Consider the following 17,414-nt stretch of genomic DNA (forward strand, 5'->3'; position numbering starts at 1 on the left):
AGGTGGACATGATGGACGTCGAGACCCTTCACCCGAGCCTGTTGAGCGCTGATGACGTGGCGCTGTGGCGGAGCCTGGCCATGGCTCAGGCCGGGTTCGGCAACCCGCTGCTGGGACCCGATTTCACGCAAGCCGTTGGAAAAGTTCGTGAAGATGCACGCGTTGCGGTGATCCGCCGCGACGGTGTGACCCTGGGCTTCTTGCCGTTCCACCGCCGTCCGGGCGGCCTGGCGCGGCCGATCGGCTCGCCGCTGTCGGACTATCACGGCCTGGTGGCCCGTCCCGATGCGGGACTTGATCTGGCACAGGTGCTGCGCGCCGCCGACGTCTCGGTGTTCCGTTATACCGGCCTGATCGATCCGAACGGTGTCTTCCCGGCCTCGCCCGAGACCGACCGCACGGCCTATGTCATCGACCTGGCCGAGACGTCCGCTGAGGACTATCTCGAGGCTGTCCGGGCCGCGAGCCCCAAGAAGATCAAGAACTACCGCCGCCTGGACAACAAGCTGGACCGCGAGGTCGGGCCGGTGCGCCTGGTGGCCGGTGACGTCTCGCGCGACGCCTTCAACCAACTGATCGACTGGAAGCGCGAGCAGCTGCTGCGCACCGGCATGCACGATTTCCTGCGCGCCGACTGGACGCGCGAGCTGATGGCCGACTTGTTCTCGGTCCGCGACAGCGACTTCCGCGGTCTGATGATCAACCTCTATGCCGGCGACACGCTGGTCGGCGGCCATTTCGGCGTCCGCCAGGGCGCGACCTATCATCCTTGGCTCGCTTCGATGAACCCCGAGCACGCCACCTGGTCGCCGGGGCAGATCTTCTTCCTGCGCGCCATCGCCGCCATGCCGGCGCTGGGCCTCACCCGCTACGATCTCGGTCCCGGCCACGACCACTACAAGCGGTCCTACGCCTTGAACAGCATCACGATCGGCGAGGGGGCCGCGACGGCCTCCGGCATCGGCGGGCGCGTGGCGTCGTCGATGGAGAGCGTCTGGAACATGGCCGGCGCCCACGGCGCGGGGCCGGTCGGCCAGCTGCGCCGGCGGATGGACGCCATCGCCAGCAGCGAGCTGACCATGTCCGGCCGCGTGCGCGACTTCGTCGAGGCCGTGGCCTCGAAGGCGCAGCGCCGTGGCGGAGAGCATCCGGAGGCCTGATGGCGCGCGTGACGATCATGATCCCGACCCAGCGACGCCCCGACGGCCTGGCCGTCGCGGCGCGCTCGGTGTTCGCCCAGACCGGCGTCGATTTCGCCGCGCTGGAGCTGGTGATCGTCGACAACGACCAGGTCCCGTCGGCCAAGCCGGTGGTCGACGACCTGGCCAAGACCGCGCCGTTCCCGGTGATCTACGTCAACGAAAAGCGCCCCGGCGTCGCCTTCGCCCGCAACGCCGGCATGGCCCGCGCCTCGGGCGAGTTCATCGCTTTCCTGGACGACGACGAGGAGGCCCCGGCTGGCTGGCTGGCGGCGCTGCTTGCGGCCCAGGCGCGCTACGAGGCCGACGTGGTGTTTGGCCCCGTGAGGACCCGCGCTCCGGACCACATCGTCGAGCATCGCGACTATCTGGAGCGGTTCTTCTCGCGCGAAGGCCCTGCCGAGGCGCAGCTACTGGACCATTATTACGGCTGCGGCGACAGCCTGATGCGCCGCGCGGCCCTGCCGGATCCGGTCGCGCCGTTCGCGGTCGAGCGCAACCACATCGGCGGCGAGGACGACATGTTGTTCGGCCACATGCAGGCCGCCGGCGCGCGTTTCGCCTGGGAGCCTGCCGCCTGGGTCTGGGAAGAGCCCGTACCCAGCCGCATGACCCTGGCCTATACGATCCCGCGCGCCTTCGCCTATGGCCAGGGACCGACGGCGCACTGCGCCGCCGCCCAGCCGCGCGACACTGCCGGCGTCGCCCGTTGGATGGTCATTGGCCTGGGTCAAGCCGCCGTCTTCGGCGTCGTCGCCGGCTTCAAGTGGCTGACCCGCGCCCGCGACCGCGCCGCCTGGCTGGACCGCGCCGCGCGAGGCCTGGGCAAGACCCTGTGGTGGGGACCCTTCAAGATCCATTTCTACGGGAGGACCGCGTGAGCGTGATCACCGACTGGTCGCAGGAGAAGGCCAAGGCCTTCGGCCGCGAGAACCTGATGTTCAAGCACGCCCTGCATGAGCGTCCGATGTTCGACGACGAGGGCCTGGCGCGCCTGCTGGACATGTATCCGCGCGACAAGCTGGGCGTCTTCACCATGGGCGAAGACCCCAAGGCCTGGACCACCTGGCGCAAGGGCTCGGGCGGCAATCTGACCGGCGACCAGTTGCTGGAGGGGGCCAAGAGCGGCCGCATCTGGCTGAACCTGCGCCAGACCAACGACCACGTGCCGGAATACGCCGCGCTGAGCGACGAGATTTTCGCCGACAAGGAGGCCCATGTTCCGGGCCTGAAGACCTTCAAGCGCGACGTCGGCATGCTGATCAGCAGCGCCAACGCCCAGGTCTTCTACCACCTGGACGTCCCGCTGGTCTCGCTGTGGCAGATCCGCGGCGAGAAGAAGGTGTGGGTCTATCCGGTGGCCGACCCCTATGTGGGCGACCTGGCCCTGGAGAAGATCGTGCTGCGCGAGACCGCCGAGCAGTTCGCCTTCGAGCCCGAATGGGACAAGGGCGCGCAGGAGGTGCTGCTGACGCCGGGCAACATGGTGACCTGGAAGCAGAACGCCCCGCACCGGATCGAGAACGGCCCGATGCTGAACGTCTCGATCTCGATCGAATTCATGACCCCGCCGGCTCTGATGCGCGCCAACGTGATCTACGCCAACGGCGTGTTGCGCCGGCGCATGGGCATGAGCCCGCGCGTGCAGAACGGCTTTGGCCCCACGGCCCTGGGCAAGCTGGCCGTCGCGCGCGGCGCCAAGGCTCTGGGCCTGCAGACGCCGCATGTGCGTCACCTGCCGGTCACCTTCGGCCTGGATGCAGCGCGACCGGGCGTTTTGATCGACCAAGCGCACGGCTGATCTTGAAGGGCGCCGCGCTTTGCCCCACTGCTTAGGTGATGAGTAAAGCGGTTACGATCGAACTGGGGGAGGGCGCCGAGCACGACGCCCGGGCCCTGCGCAACGCGTTCGGATGCTTCACGACCGGGGTGACGGTGGTCACGACCGTCTGCGAGGACGGGCGCAAGGTCGGGCTGACGGCCAATTCCTTCACCTCGGTGTCGCTGGATCCGCCGCTGGCGCTGGTCTGCGTCGACCTGAAGTCGTCCAGCCTGCCGGCCCTGGACGCCGCCGGGCGCTGGGCGGTCAATGTGCTGCACGCCGAGCACCAGACCCTGGCCCGCCAGTTCGTCCAGAAGGACACCGACCGCTTCGCCGGCATCGACACCGAGGCCTGGCGGACCGGCGTGCCGATCCTGCCCGGCTGCATGGCCAATTTCGAGTGCGAGACGCACCACGTCTTCGACGCCGGGGATCACCGGGTCTATGTCGGGCGGGTGGTGAAACTGCGCTACGACCCCGACCACGAGCCGCTGGTCTATCTGCAAGGTCGGTTCCGTCGCGTCCATGTGGATGCGGAGTAGAATTTCGCGCGATACGGCGCGAACCTTGGATGCTATTGACGCCAAAAAACAGCGTTAGGGAGCGCATCATGCGAGACATCGCCCATTTCGTGAACGGTCAGACCCTGGCCGGCGCCTCCGGCCGGTTCGGCGACGTCTTCAATCCCAACACCGGCGAGGTCCAGGCCCGCGTCCAGTTCGCGACCGACGCCGAGCTTGACGCCGCCGTCCAGGTCGCCGCCAAGGCGCAGATCGGCTGGGCCGCGACCAACCCGCAGCGCCGCGCCCGGGTGATGTTCGAGTTCAAGCGCCTGATCGAGCGCGACATGAACAGCCTGGCCGAGATCCTGTCGTCCGAGCACGGCAAGGTCATCGCCGACAGCAAGGGCGACATCCAGCGGGGCCTGGAAGTCATCGAGTTCGCCTGCGGCATCCCCCACATCCTGAAGGGCGAATACACGGAAGGCGCCGGTCCCGGCATCGACGTCTATTCGATGCGCCAGCCGCTGGGCGTGTGCGCGGGCATCACCCCGTTCAACTTCCCAGCCATGATCCCGATGTGGATGTTCGGCATCAGCATCGCTGTGGGCAACACCTTCATCCTCAAGCCGTCGGAGAAGGATCCGACCGTGCCGGTGAAGCTGGCCGAGCTGATGATGGAAGCCGGCGCGCCGGCCGGCGTGCTGAACGTGGTGCACGGCGACAAGAGCGCTGTGGACGCCATCCTGACCCATCCGCTGATCCGTGCGGTCAGCTTCGTCGGCTCCTCGGACATCGCCCATTACGTCTACCAGACCGGCACGGCGCACGGAAAACGCGTCCAGGCCATGGGCGGCGCCAAGAACCACGGCATCGTCCTGCCCGACGCCGACCTGGACCAGGTCGTGAAGGACCTGTCGGGCGCGGCCTTCGGATCGGCCGGCGAGCGCTGCATGGCCCTGCCGGTCGTCGTGCCGGTCGGCAAGAACACCGCCGACGAGCTGCGCGAGCGGATGGTCGCCGAGATCGCGTCCTTGAAGGTCGGCGTCTCCACCGATCTGGACGCCCACTACGGCCCGGTCGTCTCCAGCCAGCACCGCGCCAAGATCGCCGACTACATCCGCATCGGCCAGGAAGAGGGCGCCGAACTGGTCGTCGACGGCCGCGACTTCCAGCTGCAGGGCTTTGAGAAGGGCTTCTTCATCGGCCCGTCGCTGTTCGACGGCGTCAAGAAGGGCATGAAGACCTACCAGGAAGAGATCTTCGGCCCGGTGCTGCAGATCGTCCGCGCCGAGAGCTTCGAGGAAGCCGTGGCCCTGCCGTCCGAACACCAGTACGGCAACGGCGTCGCCATCTTCACCCGCAACGGCCGCGCGGCGCGCGAGTTCGCCGCCAGCGTCAATGTCGGCATGGTCGGCATCAATGTGCCGATCCCGGTGCCGGTGGCCTACCACACCTTCGGCGGCTGGAAGCGCTCGGCCTTCGGCGACACCAACCAGCACGGCGTCGAGGGCGTGAAGTTCTACACCAAGGTCAAGACCGTGACCGCCCGCTGGCCGGAAGGCGAGGTTGGGGACTCCAGCTTCGTCATCCCGACGATGAAATAGCCTTCAGGGGGCGGTGGTGATGAGCATGCTGGTTCGACGATCCTTCCTGTCCATCGCCGCCGCCGGGCTCCTGGCTCCGGCCGCGTTCGGCCAGACCAAGGCCGAGTGGGCCGCCATCGGCCAGTACGGCGACAAGGCCGCGCCTTTCACCGTCTTCGAGAAGGACGGCGCGCTGCACATCGACGGCGAGGGTTTCTCGTCCGCGCGGCTGACGCTGATCGGCGGCGACCGCTACGCCATCATGGGCGGCGGCGAGCTGGCGCTGGAGAAGGGCGCGGTGCGCCTGAACGGCAAAACTCTGGCCTTCCACGACTTCGGCTCGGAGACGCGCGACCGCATCCACAAGGCTGTCCGCGCCGACCCGGTGGCCCTGCGCAAACGCGCCCTGGCCGCGACGCCGCCGGTCGAGACCGATCGCCTGCCGTCCGACCTGGTCGACGTCACGACCATCGATCCGGGCATCAAGCTCGACATCTGGTACGCCACGCCCGACAACTTCATGGGCATCCCGCTGTACGAGAAGCCGGCCGCCTATATGCAGCGTCCCGCCGCCGAGGCCCTAGGGCGGATCCACAAGGCGCTGACGGCCAAGGGCTATGGCCTGCTGATCCACGACGCCTACCGCCCCTGGTACGTCACCTGGATGTTCTGGGACGCGACCCCGCCCGAGGACCACGTGTTCGTCGCCGACCCGTCCCAGGGCTCGCGCCACAACCGCGGCTGCGCGGTGGACCTGACCCTGTACGACCTGAAGACCGGCAAGGCCGTCGAAATGCCCGGCCGCTACGACGAGTTCTCGACCCGCTCCTATGCCGACTTCGTGGGCGGCACGACGGCGCAGCGCGCCCGGCGGCTGGTGCTGCGCCAGGCGATGGAGGCCGAGGGCTTTACCGTCTATCCCGAGGAGTGGTGGCACTTCGACTTCAACGACTGGAAGCGTTACCCGATCGGGACGAAGACCTTCACGCAGCTGGCGGGCGGCTAGGGCTTCGTTCAACTTTAGGGCGCAGATTTCCGCCATGCGCCCCTCAAGGTTCCTTATCGCCATTCTCGTCCTGACGGCGCTGGCGGGCTGCCAGCAGAAGAAGCCGCGCTATCTGGACGACGGCAAGGACAAGACCGGCGGGAAGATGCTGGCGTCGGGTGAGTTCATCCCGCCGGTCTCCGGTTCTCCCCAAGGGGCCTGGCGACTGACCCATATCGACGGAAAGCCGGTTGATCGCGGCAGGATCGCCTTCGCGAAAGGGTGGATCTCCGCTGGCGGGGGCTGCAATGGGATCGGCGGCGAGTACGTGTCCCATCGCGACGGGCGTATCCGGATCAAGGATATGTCCGGCACGGTCATGGCCTGTCGCGACGCGGACGGAGGCGCGTCCGGCATGGCGCTGGACGACCTGATCTGGCAGCGTCTCGGCCGGGCGGTGAAGTTCCAATGCCTGACGTCCGACGACCTGCTGCTGACGACGTCGGACAATCACAGCCTGCGGATGGCGCGCTTGCCCAGGCCGCCGCGCTCCGTCGAAGGCGACTGGGCGCTACTTGGGTCCAAGGCGGACCGGTCGGCGCCTCGGCCAACGGCGCACTTCCGTCGGGGGCGTTACCACGATGCGGTCGGCTGCACAGGACGCTTCTGGCAGGCATTCGGGTTCCTGCATCTGGCGCTGGACGAGACGCCCGCCTGCAAGGGCAGCGCCTTGATCTCGGGCGCCCACAGGGTGCGGGGAACCTATTTTGGCATGGCCCTCTATCCGCGAGATGACGGCGGCCTGCAGCTGGCGCCCCTTTCGAACTGGGAGCGCATGCCACGCGGTCGATGGACGCTCGACGGGTTGTGGTACGGCGATATTCGGGAGGCATCCGGACGGCACGAGCGGTACCGGTTCGCCTTCTCCGGTGGGCGGGTCGGCCAGTGGGAAAACTGCCAGGGTGACTTCAGCCTGCGCGGAGACAGGCTGTCCTTTGCCTTTCCGGACACTACGGGCTGCCGCGCGCCTGCGGCGCCGCTTCCCGTCGACGACTGGGCCGAAGGCGTCCAGCTGCCTCCGGGCGTGACGACGGCCACGCTCAGGATGAGATCCTATGGCGAGATCCATCTGACCTTCGCCGATGGCAAGACGATGTGGATCTACAGGGCCGAGCCGAAGGAAAGACGGCCCGAGCTTAGCGATCAACGCTAGGTTTCCCAGGCAAACGCCACGACCGCCCAGCCGTACGAGCGGATCCGCCAGCGGTCGCCCTCGCGGACCTGCACGAAGGTCCAGCCGCCCAGTTCGCTGAAGGCCTTGCCGTCCCGCACGCCGCGCCAGCGGGTGGGCAGGGTGAAGTGGACGGTGTCGCCGGTGACGCCGAAGTCCTGCGGCGGCTCGAACGTGTGGCGCAGTGCGTTGATCGCCCCGACATGCTTGGCCATCAGCGCCTTCCATTCGGCGAGGCCGGCCTGGCCGTTGAAGACGTGCGGCGGGAAATTCTCGAGGATCGTGACGTCGTTGTCGGAGAACACGCCGTCCAGCAAGGCCGCGTCGCCGGATTCGAGGAAGCGGGCGAGGGCTTTGGGCGCGGCCATCATGGCGGGGTCTGGGGCGGACATGGCAACTCCGTGGGGCCGAAACCTCGCCCTTCGACAGGCTCAGGGTGAGGTTTCTACTTATGGGGCCTACCAGTAGCCCTCATCCTGAGCTTGTCGAAGGACGAGGGCGGTTCCACAGATGGTCGATGACTCTCAAGGCATCCCGCGTGGCCGCGCCGAACTTGGTGTTGTCGAAGACGCACCAGGTGTCGGGCTCTTCGATCAGCCGCGCCGCCAGGGTTTCCAGCGTCTCCACCGAATAGGCGCTCTCGTAGATCACCGGTGAGCCGTGCCAGCGGCGATAGACGAGGCCAGGCCAGCCGCCGGGTTCGGCCACCGCCGGAACCACGGCCGGGTCGGCGGCCACGCGCGCGACCTGGAAGTCGGCCAGCATCCGCTCCGGCGGGTCCGCCAACCAGCTCGCATGCCGAGGCTCCAGCACCGTCGGCGCGTTGGTGAGCGCGCGCCAGGTCTCCAGAAACGCCCCAACCCGATCCGCCTCGAACCGCAAGCTCGGCGGTAGCTGCACCAGCAGCGGCCCGCGCTTGCCGCCCAGGCCAGTGGTCTCGTCCAGGAACCGCGCGAGCAGGTCGTCGACCCCGACCAGCCGCCGCTCATGGGTGATCGCCTGCGGAACCTTCACTGAAAACCGGAAGTCCGCTGGCGTGCTGGCGGCCCAACGCTCATAGGTCTTCCGTTGATGCGGCCGATAGAAAGAGGAGTTGATCTCCACACAATCGAACCGCGCCGCATAACGCTCCAGGCCCGTCCCCTCGACCGGGAAGTCGAGGTCACGCGGAAAGCTCCAGCCGGCCGTGCCGATGCGGATGGTCATGCTCCCATCAGCGCACGACATCGTGTCAGGTTCAGCCTCGCGGCCGCCAGGCCAGAACATCGGCGCTGTGACCCACGCCCGCCTTGGCGCACATGCCCTTCACCGGACACGCTCCGCATTTCGGTCCCTCGTGGGGGCACAGCATCTGTCCCAGGCCGCGCTTCATCAGCCAGTGCAGTTCGAAGAGGTCGTCAGCGGTCCATGTGTCCGGCGCCAGGCCCATCAGCGTGTGGTAGGTGTGGGTCGTATCCCCCGAACCCACCAGTCCGATCCGCTTGGCCACCCGGTCGATGTGGGTGTCGACGACCAGCGACCGCATCGCCAGGTCGCTGAAGTTCAGCACGCAGGCGGCGACCTTTACGCCCACGCCGGGCAGGGCCTGCAGTTCCCAGCGGGCCTGATCGACCTCCAGCGTCTTGAGGTGACTCAGCGACAGCCAGCCGACCTTGGCCTCGATCATCTTCAGGGCGGTGGTCAGGTGGCGGGCCTTGTCGCCGGGGAAGGTGACGTCGTCGATGATCCGGGCCACGGCGGCGACGGGCGCACGGGCCAAGTCTTCCCAGCACTTGAACTCGGCGCGCAGGCGCAGGAAGGCGGCCCACGAGACGGCGTCCAGGGTGCGGCCGCTGATCGAGGCCTTCACCAGCTGCGAGATCGGATCCATCCGCGCGACCGGCCGCTGGGCGCCAAACTCGCAGAGCAGGGCGTCGCGCACGCTTTCCAGCGGGGATCGGGCAAGGCCTAGGGACAGCTGCATGGGAACTCGCCGCGCAAGAACATAATGAGAACATTATGCGCTCCGCGTGAACTTGTCCACAGCCTGTTAGCTTCGGTAGCGACCCCAGAGCGCCGTCACCCGGCGACGCAGGCGCTGGAAGGCCACGCGCACGGGCGTCGGTGCGGGATGCGGGTCAGGACGCTCTTCCTCGGGCAGCGCGACGCCGGCGAAGCGGGCGATGAGGTCACGCAGCTGCGGCTCCTGGACGGCGAGGGCGGCCTCGACGGGCTCCATCCACTCCAGGGTGCGCTGGCCCTTTTCCGGCCAGGTCTCGAGTTCGCTAGCGACCTCCAGCGGATAGACGTCGACCTTCACGAGGCGGGCCGCGCCGCTCTTCAGTTTCTTGAGGTACTCGTATTCGCCGATCGGCTGCTCGGCGATGACGCCGACCAGGCCGGCTTCTTCATAGGCTTCGGTGGCGGCGGCCTGGAAGTCGGTCTTGTCCTTCATCGGCCAGCCCTTGGGGATCACCCAGCGGCGGGTCTCGCGCGACGAGACCAGCAGGATGCGCAAGGCTTCGCCCTCGCCGCGCCAGGGGAGGGCGGCGACCTGGCGGCGCTTGCCGCCGCCGCCTCCGGACTTGCGTCCGTCCTGCTTCCCCCCAACGTCGGTCACTTCATCCAGAACCCGAGGTAATAGAACAGCGCCGCCGTCAGAGCCGCAGCCGGCAGGGTGACGATCCAGGCGGTGACGATGTCCTTGGCGACGCCCCAGCGAACCGCCGAGACCCGGCGCGAGGCGCCGACGCCCACAATAGCGCCTGTGATCGTGTGAGTCGTCGAGACAGGAACGCCCACATGGGTGGCCAAAAACAACGTGATCGCGCCGCCGGTCTCCGCGCAGAAGCCCTGCATGGGCGTCAGGCGGGTGATCTTGCTGCCCATGGTATGGACGATGCGCCAGCCGCCGAACAGCGTGCCCAGCCCCATCGCCGTCTGGCAGGCCAGCACCACCCAGAACGGGATGTGGCCCGGCTGGTCGGTGGCGCCGTGCGCGAACAGCAGGGCGGCGATGATGCCCATGGTCTTCTGCGCGTCGTTGCCGCCGTGGCCCAGGCTGTACAGCGCCGCCGAGACGAACTGCAGCTTGCGGAAGATGCGATCGGCGAAGAACGGCGAGCTCTTCACGAAGGTCCACGAGACGATCAACACCAGAACCAGAGCGAGCAGGAAGCCCATGGTCGGCGAGACGATGATGCCGGCCGCGGTCTTGCCCAGCCCGGCCCATTGGATGGCGCCGATGCCGCCAACCTTGGCGATGGCCGCGCCGACCAGGCCGCCGATCAGCGCGTGCGAGCTGGACGACGGGATGCCCGCCCACCAGGTCAGCAGGTTCCAGCTGATCGCGCCCATCAGCGCCGCGAAGATCAGCCGGTCGCTGATCACGTGCGGGTCGACGATGCCCGAGCCGACCATCTTGGCCACGTGCAGGCCAAAGAACAGGAAGGCGATGAAGTTGAAGAACGCCGCCCAGATGACGGCCCACTTGGCCGACAGCACCCGCGTCGAGACGATGGTGGCGATTGAGTTGGCGGCGTCGTGCAGGCCGTTCAGGAAGTCGAACGCCAGGGCGACGACGACCAGGAAGACCAGGATAATGAACGTGGGATCCACGGCGATCAGACCTGTTCGACGACGATGCCGCTGATGCGGTTGGCCACGTCCTCGAAGCGGTCCATGACCTTTTCCAGGTGGCTATAGATGTCGACGCCGACGATGAAGGCCATCGGATCGCCGGTGCGGTTGGCCAGGAACAGCGCCTTGCGGCCCTCGTCGTACATGACGTCCGACTGTTCCTCGATCTCGGTGATCCGCACCGCGATCTCGCTGAGCTTGCCGGCGTTCAGGCGCATCTTCGGCAACAGGGCGACGGCTTCTTCCGTCAGCTTGGCGGCCTCGACGATGATGCGGGTCATCTCGCGCATCTGCGGCTCGAAGGTCTTGACCTCGAACAGGTTCACCACCTTGGCCGTCTTGCGCATCTGGTCGATGGCGTCGTCCAGAGACGTCGTCAGGCTCTGGATGTCGCTGCGGTCGAACGGGGTGATGAAGCTGCGGCGCACGGCCACCATCACCTGGCGGGTGACCTCGTCGGCCTCGTCCTCGTACTGGTAGACCCGCGCGCTGGCGGCCTCGACGGCGTCACCGCCCGCGGTCATGTCGTGCAGAGCCTCGGCTCCGGCGACCAGGGTCCGCGCGTGGGCGGAGAACAGGTCGAAGAAGGCGTCTTCCTTCGGCATGACGGCCTTGAACAAGCCCAGCATCAGCGTCTTTCCTTGCTGTGGAGTCGCATTCGTCCGTGAACGGATCGCGCGCGGCGCACCGGAACCACGGAAGGATTTGCCCGTCAAATCCTATCTGTGAAACTTATGTGACGGTCCTCGCGCGAACGGCGCCGTTAAGGCAGGATCGCTGCAACCTTGAGGACCGGAGTACGTCATGGCCTTCACGCTCAGCATCAATGGCGAGACCAAGACCGCCGACGTCGATGGCGACACCCCGCTGCTGTGGGTGCTGCGCGATACGCTGGGCCTGGTCGGGGCCAAGTTCGGCTGCGGCGCGGCCTTGTGCGGGGCGTGCACGGTGCATCTGGACGGCGCGCCGGTCCGGGCCTGCGTCACCCCGGTCGAGAGCGTGGGCAAGAAGAAGGTCACCACCATCGAGGGCGTCGGCAAGTCGCCGGTGGGCAAGCGGGTGCAGGAGGCCTGGAAGGCCATCGACGTGCCCCAGTGCGGCTATTGTCAGGCCGGCCAGATCATGTCGGCCACGGCCCTGCTGACCGAAAAGCCCAAGCCGACCGACGAAGATATCGACGCGGCGATGAACGGCAACCTGTGCCGCTGCGCGACCTACATCCGCATCAAGAAGGCGATCAAGGTCGCCGCCGGCCAGGTGGAGGCTTGATCATGGACGGCGAGTTCCTGCGCGACCCGACCCGCCGCTTCGTGCTCACGAGCGGCGCTGCGACCGGTGGCGGCCTGCTGCTCAGCTTCACCATGGCTGCCGAGGGCAGCGCCGCCGGCGCGACCCAGGTCAACGCCTATGTCCGCATCGGTCCGGACAGCAAGGTGACCATCGCCTCGAAGGTCCCGGAGGTGGGGCAGGGGATCAAGACTTCGCTGCCGATGCTGATCGCCGAGGAGCTGGACGTCGAGTGGTCGGTCGTCACGGTCGAACAGGCCATCGCCGACACCAAGGTCTATGGCCGCCAGGTGGCCGGCGGCAGTATGGCCACGACGCTGGAATATGATGGCCTGCGCCGGGTCGGCGCGACGGTTAGAGCGCTCCTGATCCAGGCCGCCGCGACGCGCTGGAGCGTGCCGGTGGAAAGCTGCTCGACCGAGCGGGGCATTGTGATCTCCGGCGCCCGCCGCGCGGCCTATGGCGAGCTGGTCGAGGACGCCGCCAAGCTGCCGGCCCCCGATCCCAAGAGCCTGACCCTGAAGGACCCCAAGGCCTTCCGGATCATCGGCCAGAGCCACAAGAGCCAGAACCTCGACGCCATCACCACGGGCAAGCCGCTGTACGGCATCGACACCCGCGTGCCGGGGATGCTGTTCGCCACCTTCGCCAAGGCGCCGGTGTTCGGGGCCAAGGTCGCCTCGGTCGATCTGGCGCCGGCCAAGGCGGTCAAGGGCGTCAAGGACGCCTTCGTGATCGAGGGCGGGACGGCGCTGAATGGCCTGCTGCCCGGCGTGGCGGTGGTCGCCACCAGCTGGTGGGCGGCGCGCAAGGGCCGCGAGGCGCTCGAGATCAAATGGGCCGATCACCCGACCTCGGCCCAGAGCAGCGCCGCCTTCGCCGCCAAGGCCGCCGAGCTGGCCAAGGCCCTGCCGCAACGCGTCGACCGCGCCGACGGCGATGTCGACGCGGCCCTGAAGGGCGCGGCCAAGACGGTCAGCGCCGCCTACAGCTATCCGTTCATCGCCCACGCGCCGCTGGAGCCGCAGAACTGCACGGCTGTGGTGAAGGACGGCAAGGTCGAGATCTGGGCCCCGACCCAGAACCCCGAGCCCGGCCGCAAGCTGGTCGCCGCAGCCCTGAACGTGCCGGAAGAGGCGATCACCATCCACCTGGTGCGCGGCGGTGGTGGTTTCGGTCGGCGCCTGAACAACGACTACATGGTCGAGGCCGCGGCGATCGCGGCCAAGGCCGGCGTCCCGGTCCAGCTGATCTGGACGCGCGAGGACGACATCCAGCACGACTTCTACCGCCCCGGCGGCTGGCACAACCTGACCGCCGGCCTGGACGCTTCGGGCAAGCTGGTGGCCTGGAACGACCACTTCGTCAGCTTCGGCGAGGGCGAGCGGTTCGCGCCGAGCTGCGGCTTCAACGCCACCCAGTTCCCGTGCCGGGCGGTCGACAACTACCGCGTCCAGGTTTCGGTCATGCCGCTGGGCGCGCCGACCGGGCCGCTGCGGGCGCCGGGCAACAACGCCTTCGGCTTCGTGCTGCAAAGCTTCACCGACGAACTGGCCCTGGCCGCCGGCAAGGACCCCGTCGCCTTCCGCCGCGAGCTGCTGGGCGAACCGCGCCTGCTGGGCGAGGTCGGCAAGGGCGACAGCTTCCACACCGGCCGTATGCGCGGCGTGCTGGACCTGGTCGCCGAGAAGTCTGGCTGGGGCCGCAAGCTGCCGGCCGGCACGGGGATGGGCGTGGCCTGCCACTACAGCCACATGGGTTATGTGGCGGTGGTCATTCAGGTGACGGTCAAGGACGGTTCCTTGAAGGTCGACAAGGCCTGGGCCGCCGCCGACTGCGGTCGCCAGATCATCAACCCCAAGGGCGCCGAGCAGCAGGTGCAGGGCTCGGTGCTGGACGCCGTCGGCGCGGCCCTGGCCCAGGAGATCATCTTCGAGGGCGGGGCGACGACCCAGAGCAACTTCGGCGACTTCCCGCTGCTGCGCATGGCTGACGCCTTCGACGTCGAGGTCCACTTCAAGCTCTCGGACAACAACCCGACGGGCCTGGGCGAGCCGGCCTATCCGCCGGCCCCGGCCGCGCTGTGCAACGCCATCTTCGCGGCGACGGGCAAGCGCATCCGGTCCTTGCCGGTGGGGGACCAAGTGGCCTAGGACCGGAAGGTATTCTCTAGCAGGACTATCCCATGTCGCAGGTCACCGTCGTCAGCCACCCGCTCGTCCAGCACAAGCTGACCAAGATGCGCGACAAGCAGACCTCGACGAAGACCTTCCGCGCCCTGATGCGCGAGGTCGCGACCCTGATCTGCTACGAGATCACCCGCGACCTGCCGATGGACGCCGTCCAGATCGAGACCCCGGTCGCCCCGACCACGGCCTATGAGATCGCCGGCAAGAAGCTGGTCTTCGCCCCGATCCTGCGCGCGGGTCTGGGCATGTGCGAGGGCATGCTGGACCTGGTCCCGTCGGCCCGCGTCGCCCACATCGGCCTCTATCGCGATCACGAGACGCTCGAAGCGGTCGAGTACTACTTCAAGGCGCCCGAGGACATCGCCGGCCGCCTGGTCATCGTGGTCGACCCGATGCTGGCCACCGGCCACTCGGCCATCGCCGCCATCGCCCGCCTGAAGGCCGCCGGCGTCACCAACCTGCGCTTCGTCTGCCTGCTCGCCGCCCAGCCCGGCGTCGACGCCCTGCAAGCCGCCCACCCCGACGTGCCGATCTGGACGGCGGCGGTGGACGCGACGCTGAACGAGCACGGCTACATCGTGCCGGGCCTGGGCGACGCGGGCGATCGCACGTTCGGGACGCGGTAGGACCCTACGGCCTGTTCTCGGGGAACTTGAAGCCCAGATACACCCCGTTCACGATGCCAGCCAAGATCAGCAGGTTCGTGTCGAAGGTTGGGAAGGCATAGTTCCACACGACGGACCAGACGAAAATCAGTCCCAAAACCACCGTCCATGTCAGCATCTGGACGCGGTGCAGGACGATGGACTGACCGTCCGAAAGGAGGTCCTTCCAGAAGCCTTTCGAGATTTCCGGTGGTGGCTGTGGCGGCGCGGGCGGATTTGCTGGCGGCGCCGGGTTTGCTGGAGCCGGCGCTGTTCCCGCATCGATCGCCACGGCCGCCAGACCGCTGACGCTCGAGATGCCGAGCAGCGTCACGACGCTGGACGTCATGACCTCTATCCATTGCCCTGAGGTCAGCCAGATGAAGAGAAACCCGCCCAGGGTCAGGCAGAACCACCATGTCATCTGGACGCGCGCCAGGCTGAACGGCGGTTTGATCTGACCAATGACCGGCGCCGTCCGCAGCAACGCGGTGTCCCAGCCGAGCATCACGAGGCCGACGATGAGCAGGACGAAGGCTGCCGCGCCGGCGAGCAGCCAGGCGTGTTCATAGGCGGAAATCCTCAAGTTGGTGACCCGCGCGAACGCGCGCGGCATCTTCGCGCCCTTGTCGCCAAGGCCGACCTCGACGGGGCGGCTCCCATCGCGGCCGATCCCTTGCAACAGGTAGCGCCAGTCCTTGGCGGCCTGGGTGTTGGAACTCTCGGGCGCCCGTAGATCGATGCTCTGCCAAGGGAGCGTCTTACCGTCCACGGTGTCGGCGACCCGCGCTTCGAAGGAGGCCCCGGTCTCCACGCCATCGATGAAGATCGCGATATCCGTTTCCTTCGGGATCTTGGCGATCTCTGCCTCGATCAGCTCACGCGCGTCTTTCGCTGCCTTGAGGCGGGTCTTGTTGGCGGTCTTTTCCGCCTCCGTGCCGCCCGGCGCGTTTCCGGCAGCATCCTCTTCCGTCTTGGCGGTCGTCAGTTTGGCGTTCAGCTTGTCGCGAAGTTCGAATTCCGTCTTGAAATAGACCTTCGGCTGCCAGGCGAAGCAGAGCTGCCCATTGGCGCCGAACCTGCCGCCCTTGGAGAAGAGCGCTTTTTGCTCAGGCTTGTTCTCGGGGCGTAGCTGTTCCTGGAAGTCCGAAACGGCGGAGCCGGTGCAGACCTTCCGATTGTGGATGGCGTTGTAGCCGATGGCGCAAACGATGAGGATCAAAGCGCCCGCGCCGACGAACGCGAACAGCCTGCCTAGCTTCTCACGCATCTCACCGCCCCCGGCCGCCGTTCAAAGAACGGCGTTCACTAAAGCTTAACTTCAGCGGAAAGGCAATTGGAATACAGCTCTGGCGGGTGTTTTGCGCCTAGTCCGCCAGCGCCTTCACAAACGCCTTCACCACCGTGGCCGAGTTGTCGGAAGCCAGGGCCATGAAGGTCCCCATCTCGTTGGCGCCCGCGCCGCCGCCGGCCAGGTCCGAGAGGCTGCGGAAGGCGATAAAGGGGGTCTTGCTGACCAGGGCCACATGGGCGACGGCGGCGCTTTCCATGTCGACCACGCGGGCGTCGAACGTCGCGCGCAGATATTTGCGGTAGGCGGCGTTGTCCAGGAACACCGGGGCAGAGACGCCCTTGCCGCCCACCACCACCTTGGGCGGATGGACCAGGCACTTGTCGGCGGCGCAGCGTTGCAGGGCGACCGAAGCTGCGACCTTGCGGGCGGTGTCGAGCAGGACTGGATCGGCCGGGAACCAGACGCGGGCCGGGGCGCCCAGGGCGTCGCCGGGCAGGACGATCCCGCGCGGATAGATCATGCCGTAGTTGGCCAGGTCGCTGTTGCGGATGAACGACTGGACCTCGAAACCCTTGTCGGTCTCGCGAGCGAAGGCGCTCTCCAGGTTCTGGGCCCACTGGTCGGCGACCACGACGTCGCCGATGTCCAGGCCCTCGTCGACGCCGCCGGCGATGCCGGAGAAGACGATGCGGGTGATGTTGAAGCGGTCCAGCGCCATCTGGGTGGTCATGGCCGCGTTGACCATCGACACACCGCTCAGGAACACCACGACCGGCTTGCCTTCGAACTTGCCGGTCATGAACCGCACGCCGTTGACGTCGTAGGTTTTCTGCTCGCCGGTCGCCGCGTTCAGGGCGCCGATCTCGGGCGGGAAGGCCGAGATCACGGCCACGCGCGGGGTCTGGTCCAGACGCTGGGCCATGGCAGGCGAAGCAATGAGGATGAGGCAGGCTAGAACGAGAGCGGGCAGGCGCATGACGACTCCTTCAATGGCCAAGCCTTAGCCGCCCGGCGGCGCGGACCCAAGCGCCTCAGACCGAAAGCGTTCGAAACCTGAGA

18 protein-coding genes are annotated in these 17,414 nt (G+C 67.5%); 10 read left to right on the plus strand and 8 right to left on the minus strand.

Annotation, left to right across the window (positions count from 1 at the left end; translation table 11 throughout):
* The first annotated feature begins 8 nt into the window (after positions 1 to 8).
* The 7 genes from AC07NF_RS16760 (at position 9) to AC07NF_RS16790 (ending at position 7,305) form a co-directional block, all read left to right on the plus strand.
* Positions 9 to 1,160: a GNAT family N-acetyltransferase gene (locus AC07NF_RS16760; protein WP_494629428.1), complete on the plus strand. Its 1,152-nt coding sequence runs from the start codon at positions 9 to 11 to the stop codon at positions 1,158 to 1,160.
* The gene (locus AC07NF_RS16765) at positions 1,160 to 2,080 is read left to right on the plus strand and encodes a glycosyltransferase family 2 protein (protein ID WP_494628879.1); all 921 of its coding nucleotides are present in this window, start codon (positions 1,160 to 1,162) and stop codon (positions 2,078 to 2,080) included. Before AC07NF_RS16760 ends, AC07NF_RS16765 begins: the two co-directional genes overlap by 1 nt.
* Entirely contained in the window at positions 2,077 to 3,000 is a 924-nt protein-coding gene (locus tag AC07NF_RS16770; RefSeq protein ID WP_494628878.1) for a hypothetical protein, read from the plus strand. Before AC07NF_RS16765 ends, AC07NF_RS16770 begins: the two co-directional genes overlap by 4 nt.
* 38 nt (positions 3,001 to 3,038) lie before the next feature.
* Positions 3,039 to 3,563: a flavin reductase family protein gene (locus AC07NF_RS16775; RefSeq protein WP_494628877.1), complete on the plus strand. Its 525-nt coding sequence runs from the start codon at positions 3,039 to 3,041 to the stop codon at positions 3,561 to 3,563.
* 68 nt (positions 3,564 to 3,631) lie between these two features.
* Complete coding sequence (locus tag AC07NF_RS16780; protein WP_494628876.1) at positions 3,632 to 5,128, plus strand: CoA-acylating methylmalonate-semialdehyde dehydrogenase; 1,497 nt, start codon at positions 3,632 to 3,634, stop codon at positions 5,126 to 5,128.
* A gap of 19 nt (positions 5,129 to 5,147) precedes the next feature.
* Positions 5,148 to 6,113 carry a M15 family metallopeptidase gene (locus AC07NF_RS16785; protein WP_494628875.1) on the plus strand — a complete coding sequence of 322 codons (966 nt, stop codon included), beginning with the start codon at positions 5,148 to 5,150 and terminating at the stop codon, positions 6,111 to 6,113.
* Between the two features lie 34 nt (positions 6,114 to 6,147).
* Positions 6,148 to 7,305: an META domain-containing protein gene (locus AC07NF_RS16790; protein WP_494628874.1), complete on the plus strand. Its 1,158-nt coding sequence runs from the start codon at positions 6,148 to 6,150 to the stop codon at positions 7,303 to 7,305.
* Here AC07NF_RS16790 and AC07NF_RS16795 read toward each other — a convergent pair.
* The 6 genes from AC07NF_RS16795 to AC07NF_RS16820 form a co-directional block, all read right to left on the minus strand.
* Positions 7,302 to 7,715, minus strand: coding sequence for a Cif family virulence factor (locus AC07NF_RS16795; RefSeq protein WP_494628873.1), 414 nt, complete (start codon positions 7,713 to 7,715; stop codon positions 7,302 to 7,304). The genes AC07NF_RS16790 and AC07NF_RS16795 overlap by 4 nt on opposite strands.
* 79 nt (positions 7,716 to 7,794) lie before the next feature.
* Positions 7,795 to 8,529 (minus strand): DUF72 domain-containing protein, encoded by a 735-nt coding sequence (locus AC07NF_RS16800; RefSeq protein WP_494628872.1) that lies wholly within the window; start codon positions 8,527 to 8,529, stop codon positions 7,795 to 7,797.
* A 31-nt stretch (positions 8,530 to 8,560) separates the two neighbouring features.
* Positions 8,561 to 9,286: an endonuclease III domain-containing protein gene (locus tag AC07NF_RS16805; RefSeq protein ID WP_494628871.1), complete on the minus strand. Its 726-nt coding sequence runs from the start codon at positions 9,284 to 9,286 to the stop codon at positions 8,561 to 8,563.
* 66 nt (positions 9,287 to 9,352) lie between these two features.
* Positions 9,353 to 9,922 (minus strand): NUDIX hydrolase, encoded by a 570-nt coding sequence (locus AC07NF_RS16810; RefSeq protein WP_494655326.1) that lies wholly within the window; start codon positions 9,920 to 9,922, stop codon positions 9,353 to 9,355.
* Positions 9,919 to 10,920: an inorganic phosphate transporter gene (locus AC07NF_RS16815; RefSeq protein WP_494628870.1), complete on the minus strand. Its 1,002-nt coding sequence runs from the start codon at positions 10,918 to 10,920 to the stop codon at positions 9,919 to 9,921. Before AC07NF_RS16815 ends, AC07NF_RS16810 begins: the two co-directional genes overlap by 4 nt.
* Positions 10,921 to 10,925: 5 nt before the next feature.
* A complete protein-coding gene (locus AC07NF_RS16820) occupies positions 10,926 to 11,570 on the minus strand; it encodes a DUF47 domain-containing protein (RefSeq protein WP_494628869.1) in 645 nt (214 codons plus the stop codon).
* Positions 11,571 to 11,745: 175 nt separating this feature from the next.
* On the opposite strand from AC07NF_RS16820, the gene AC07NF_RS16825 reads away from it, so the two are divergent.
* Genes AC07NF_RS16825 through upp form a run of 3 tightly spaced genes read left to right on the plus strand, consistent with a single transcriptional unit; the run spans position 11,746 to position 15,043 of the window.
* Positions 11,746 to 12,210 carry a (2Fe-2S)-binding protein gene (locus AC07NF_RS16825; RefSeq protein ID WP_494628868.1) on the plus strand — a complete coding sequence of 155 codons (465 nt, stop codon included), beginning with the start codon at positions 11,746 to 11,748 and terminating at the stop codon, positions 12,208 to 12,210.
* A gap of 2 nt (positions 12,211 to 12,212) precedes the next feature.
* Entirely contained in the window at positions 12,213 to 14,381 is a 2,169-nt protein-coding gene (locus AC07NF_RS16830) for a xanthine dehydrogenase family protein molybdopterin-binding subunit (protein WP_494628867.1), read from the plus strand.
* A gap of 32 nt (positions 14,382 to 14,413) precedes the next feature.
* Complete coding sequence (gene upp, locus AC07NF_RS16835) at positions 14,414 to 15,043, plus strand: uracil phosphoribosyltransferase (RefSeq protein ID WP_454760796.1); 630 nt, start codon at positions 14,414 to 14,416, stop codon at positions 15,041 to 15,043.
* Between the two features lie 4 nt (positions 15,044 to 15,047).
* On the opposite strand, the gene AC07NF_RS16840 is transcribed toward upp, so the two are convergent.
* Together AC07NF_RS16840 and AC07NF_RS16845 are read right to left on the minus strand one after the other, a co-directional pair.
* A complete protein-coding gene (locus AC07NF_RS16840) occupies positions 15,048 to 16,331 on the minus strand; it encodes a hypothetical protein (protein WP_494628866.1) in 1,284 nt (427 codons plus the stop codon).
* A gap of 97 nt (positions 16,332 to 16,428) precedes the next feature.
* On the minus strand, positions 16,429 to 17,331 hold the full coding sequence (locus tag AC07NF_RS16845) for a 5'-methylthioadenosine/S-adenosylhomocysteine nucleosidase (RefSeq protein WP_494628865.1): 903 nt from the start codon (positions 17,329 to 17,331) through the stop codon (positions 16,429 to 16,431).
* Between the last annotated feature and the right edge of the window lie 83 nt (positions 17,332 to 17,414).

The organism is Caulobacter sp. GW821-FHT10A06 (genome assembly GCF_059415805.1).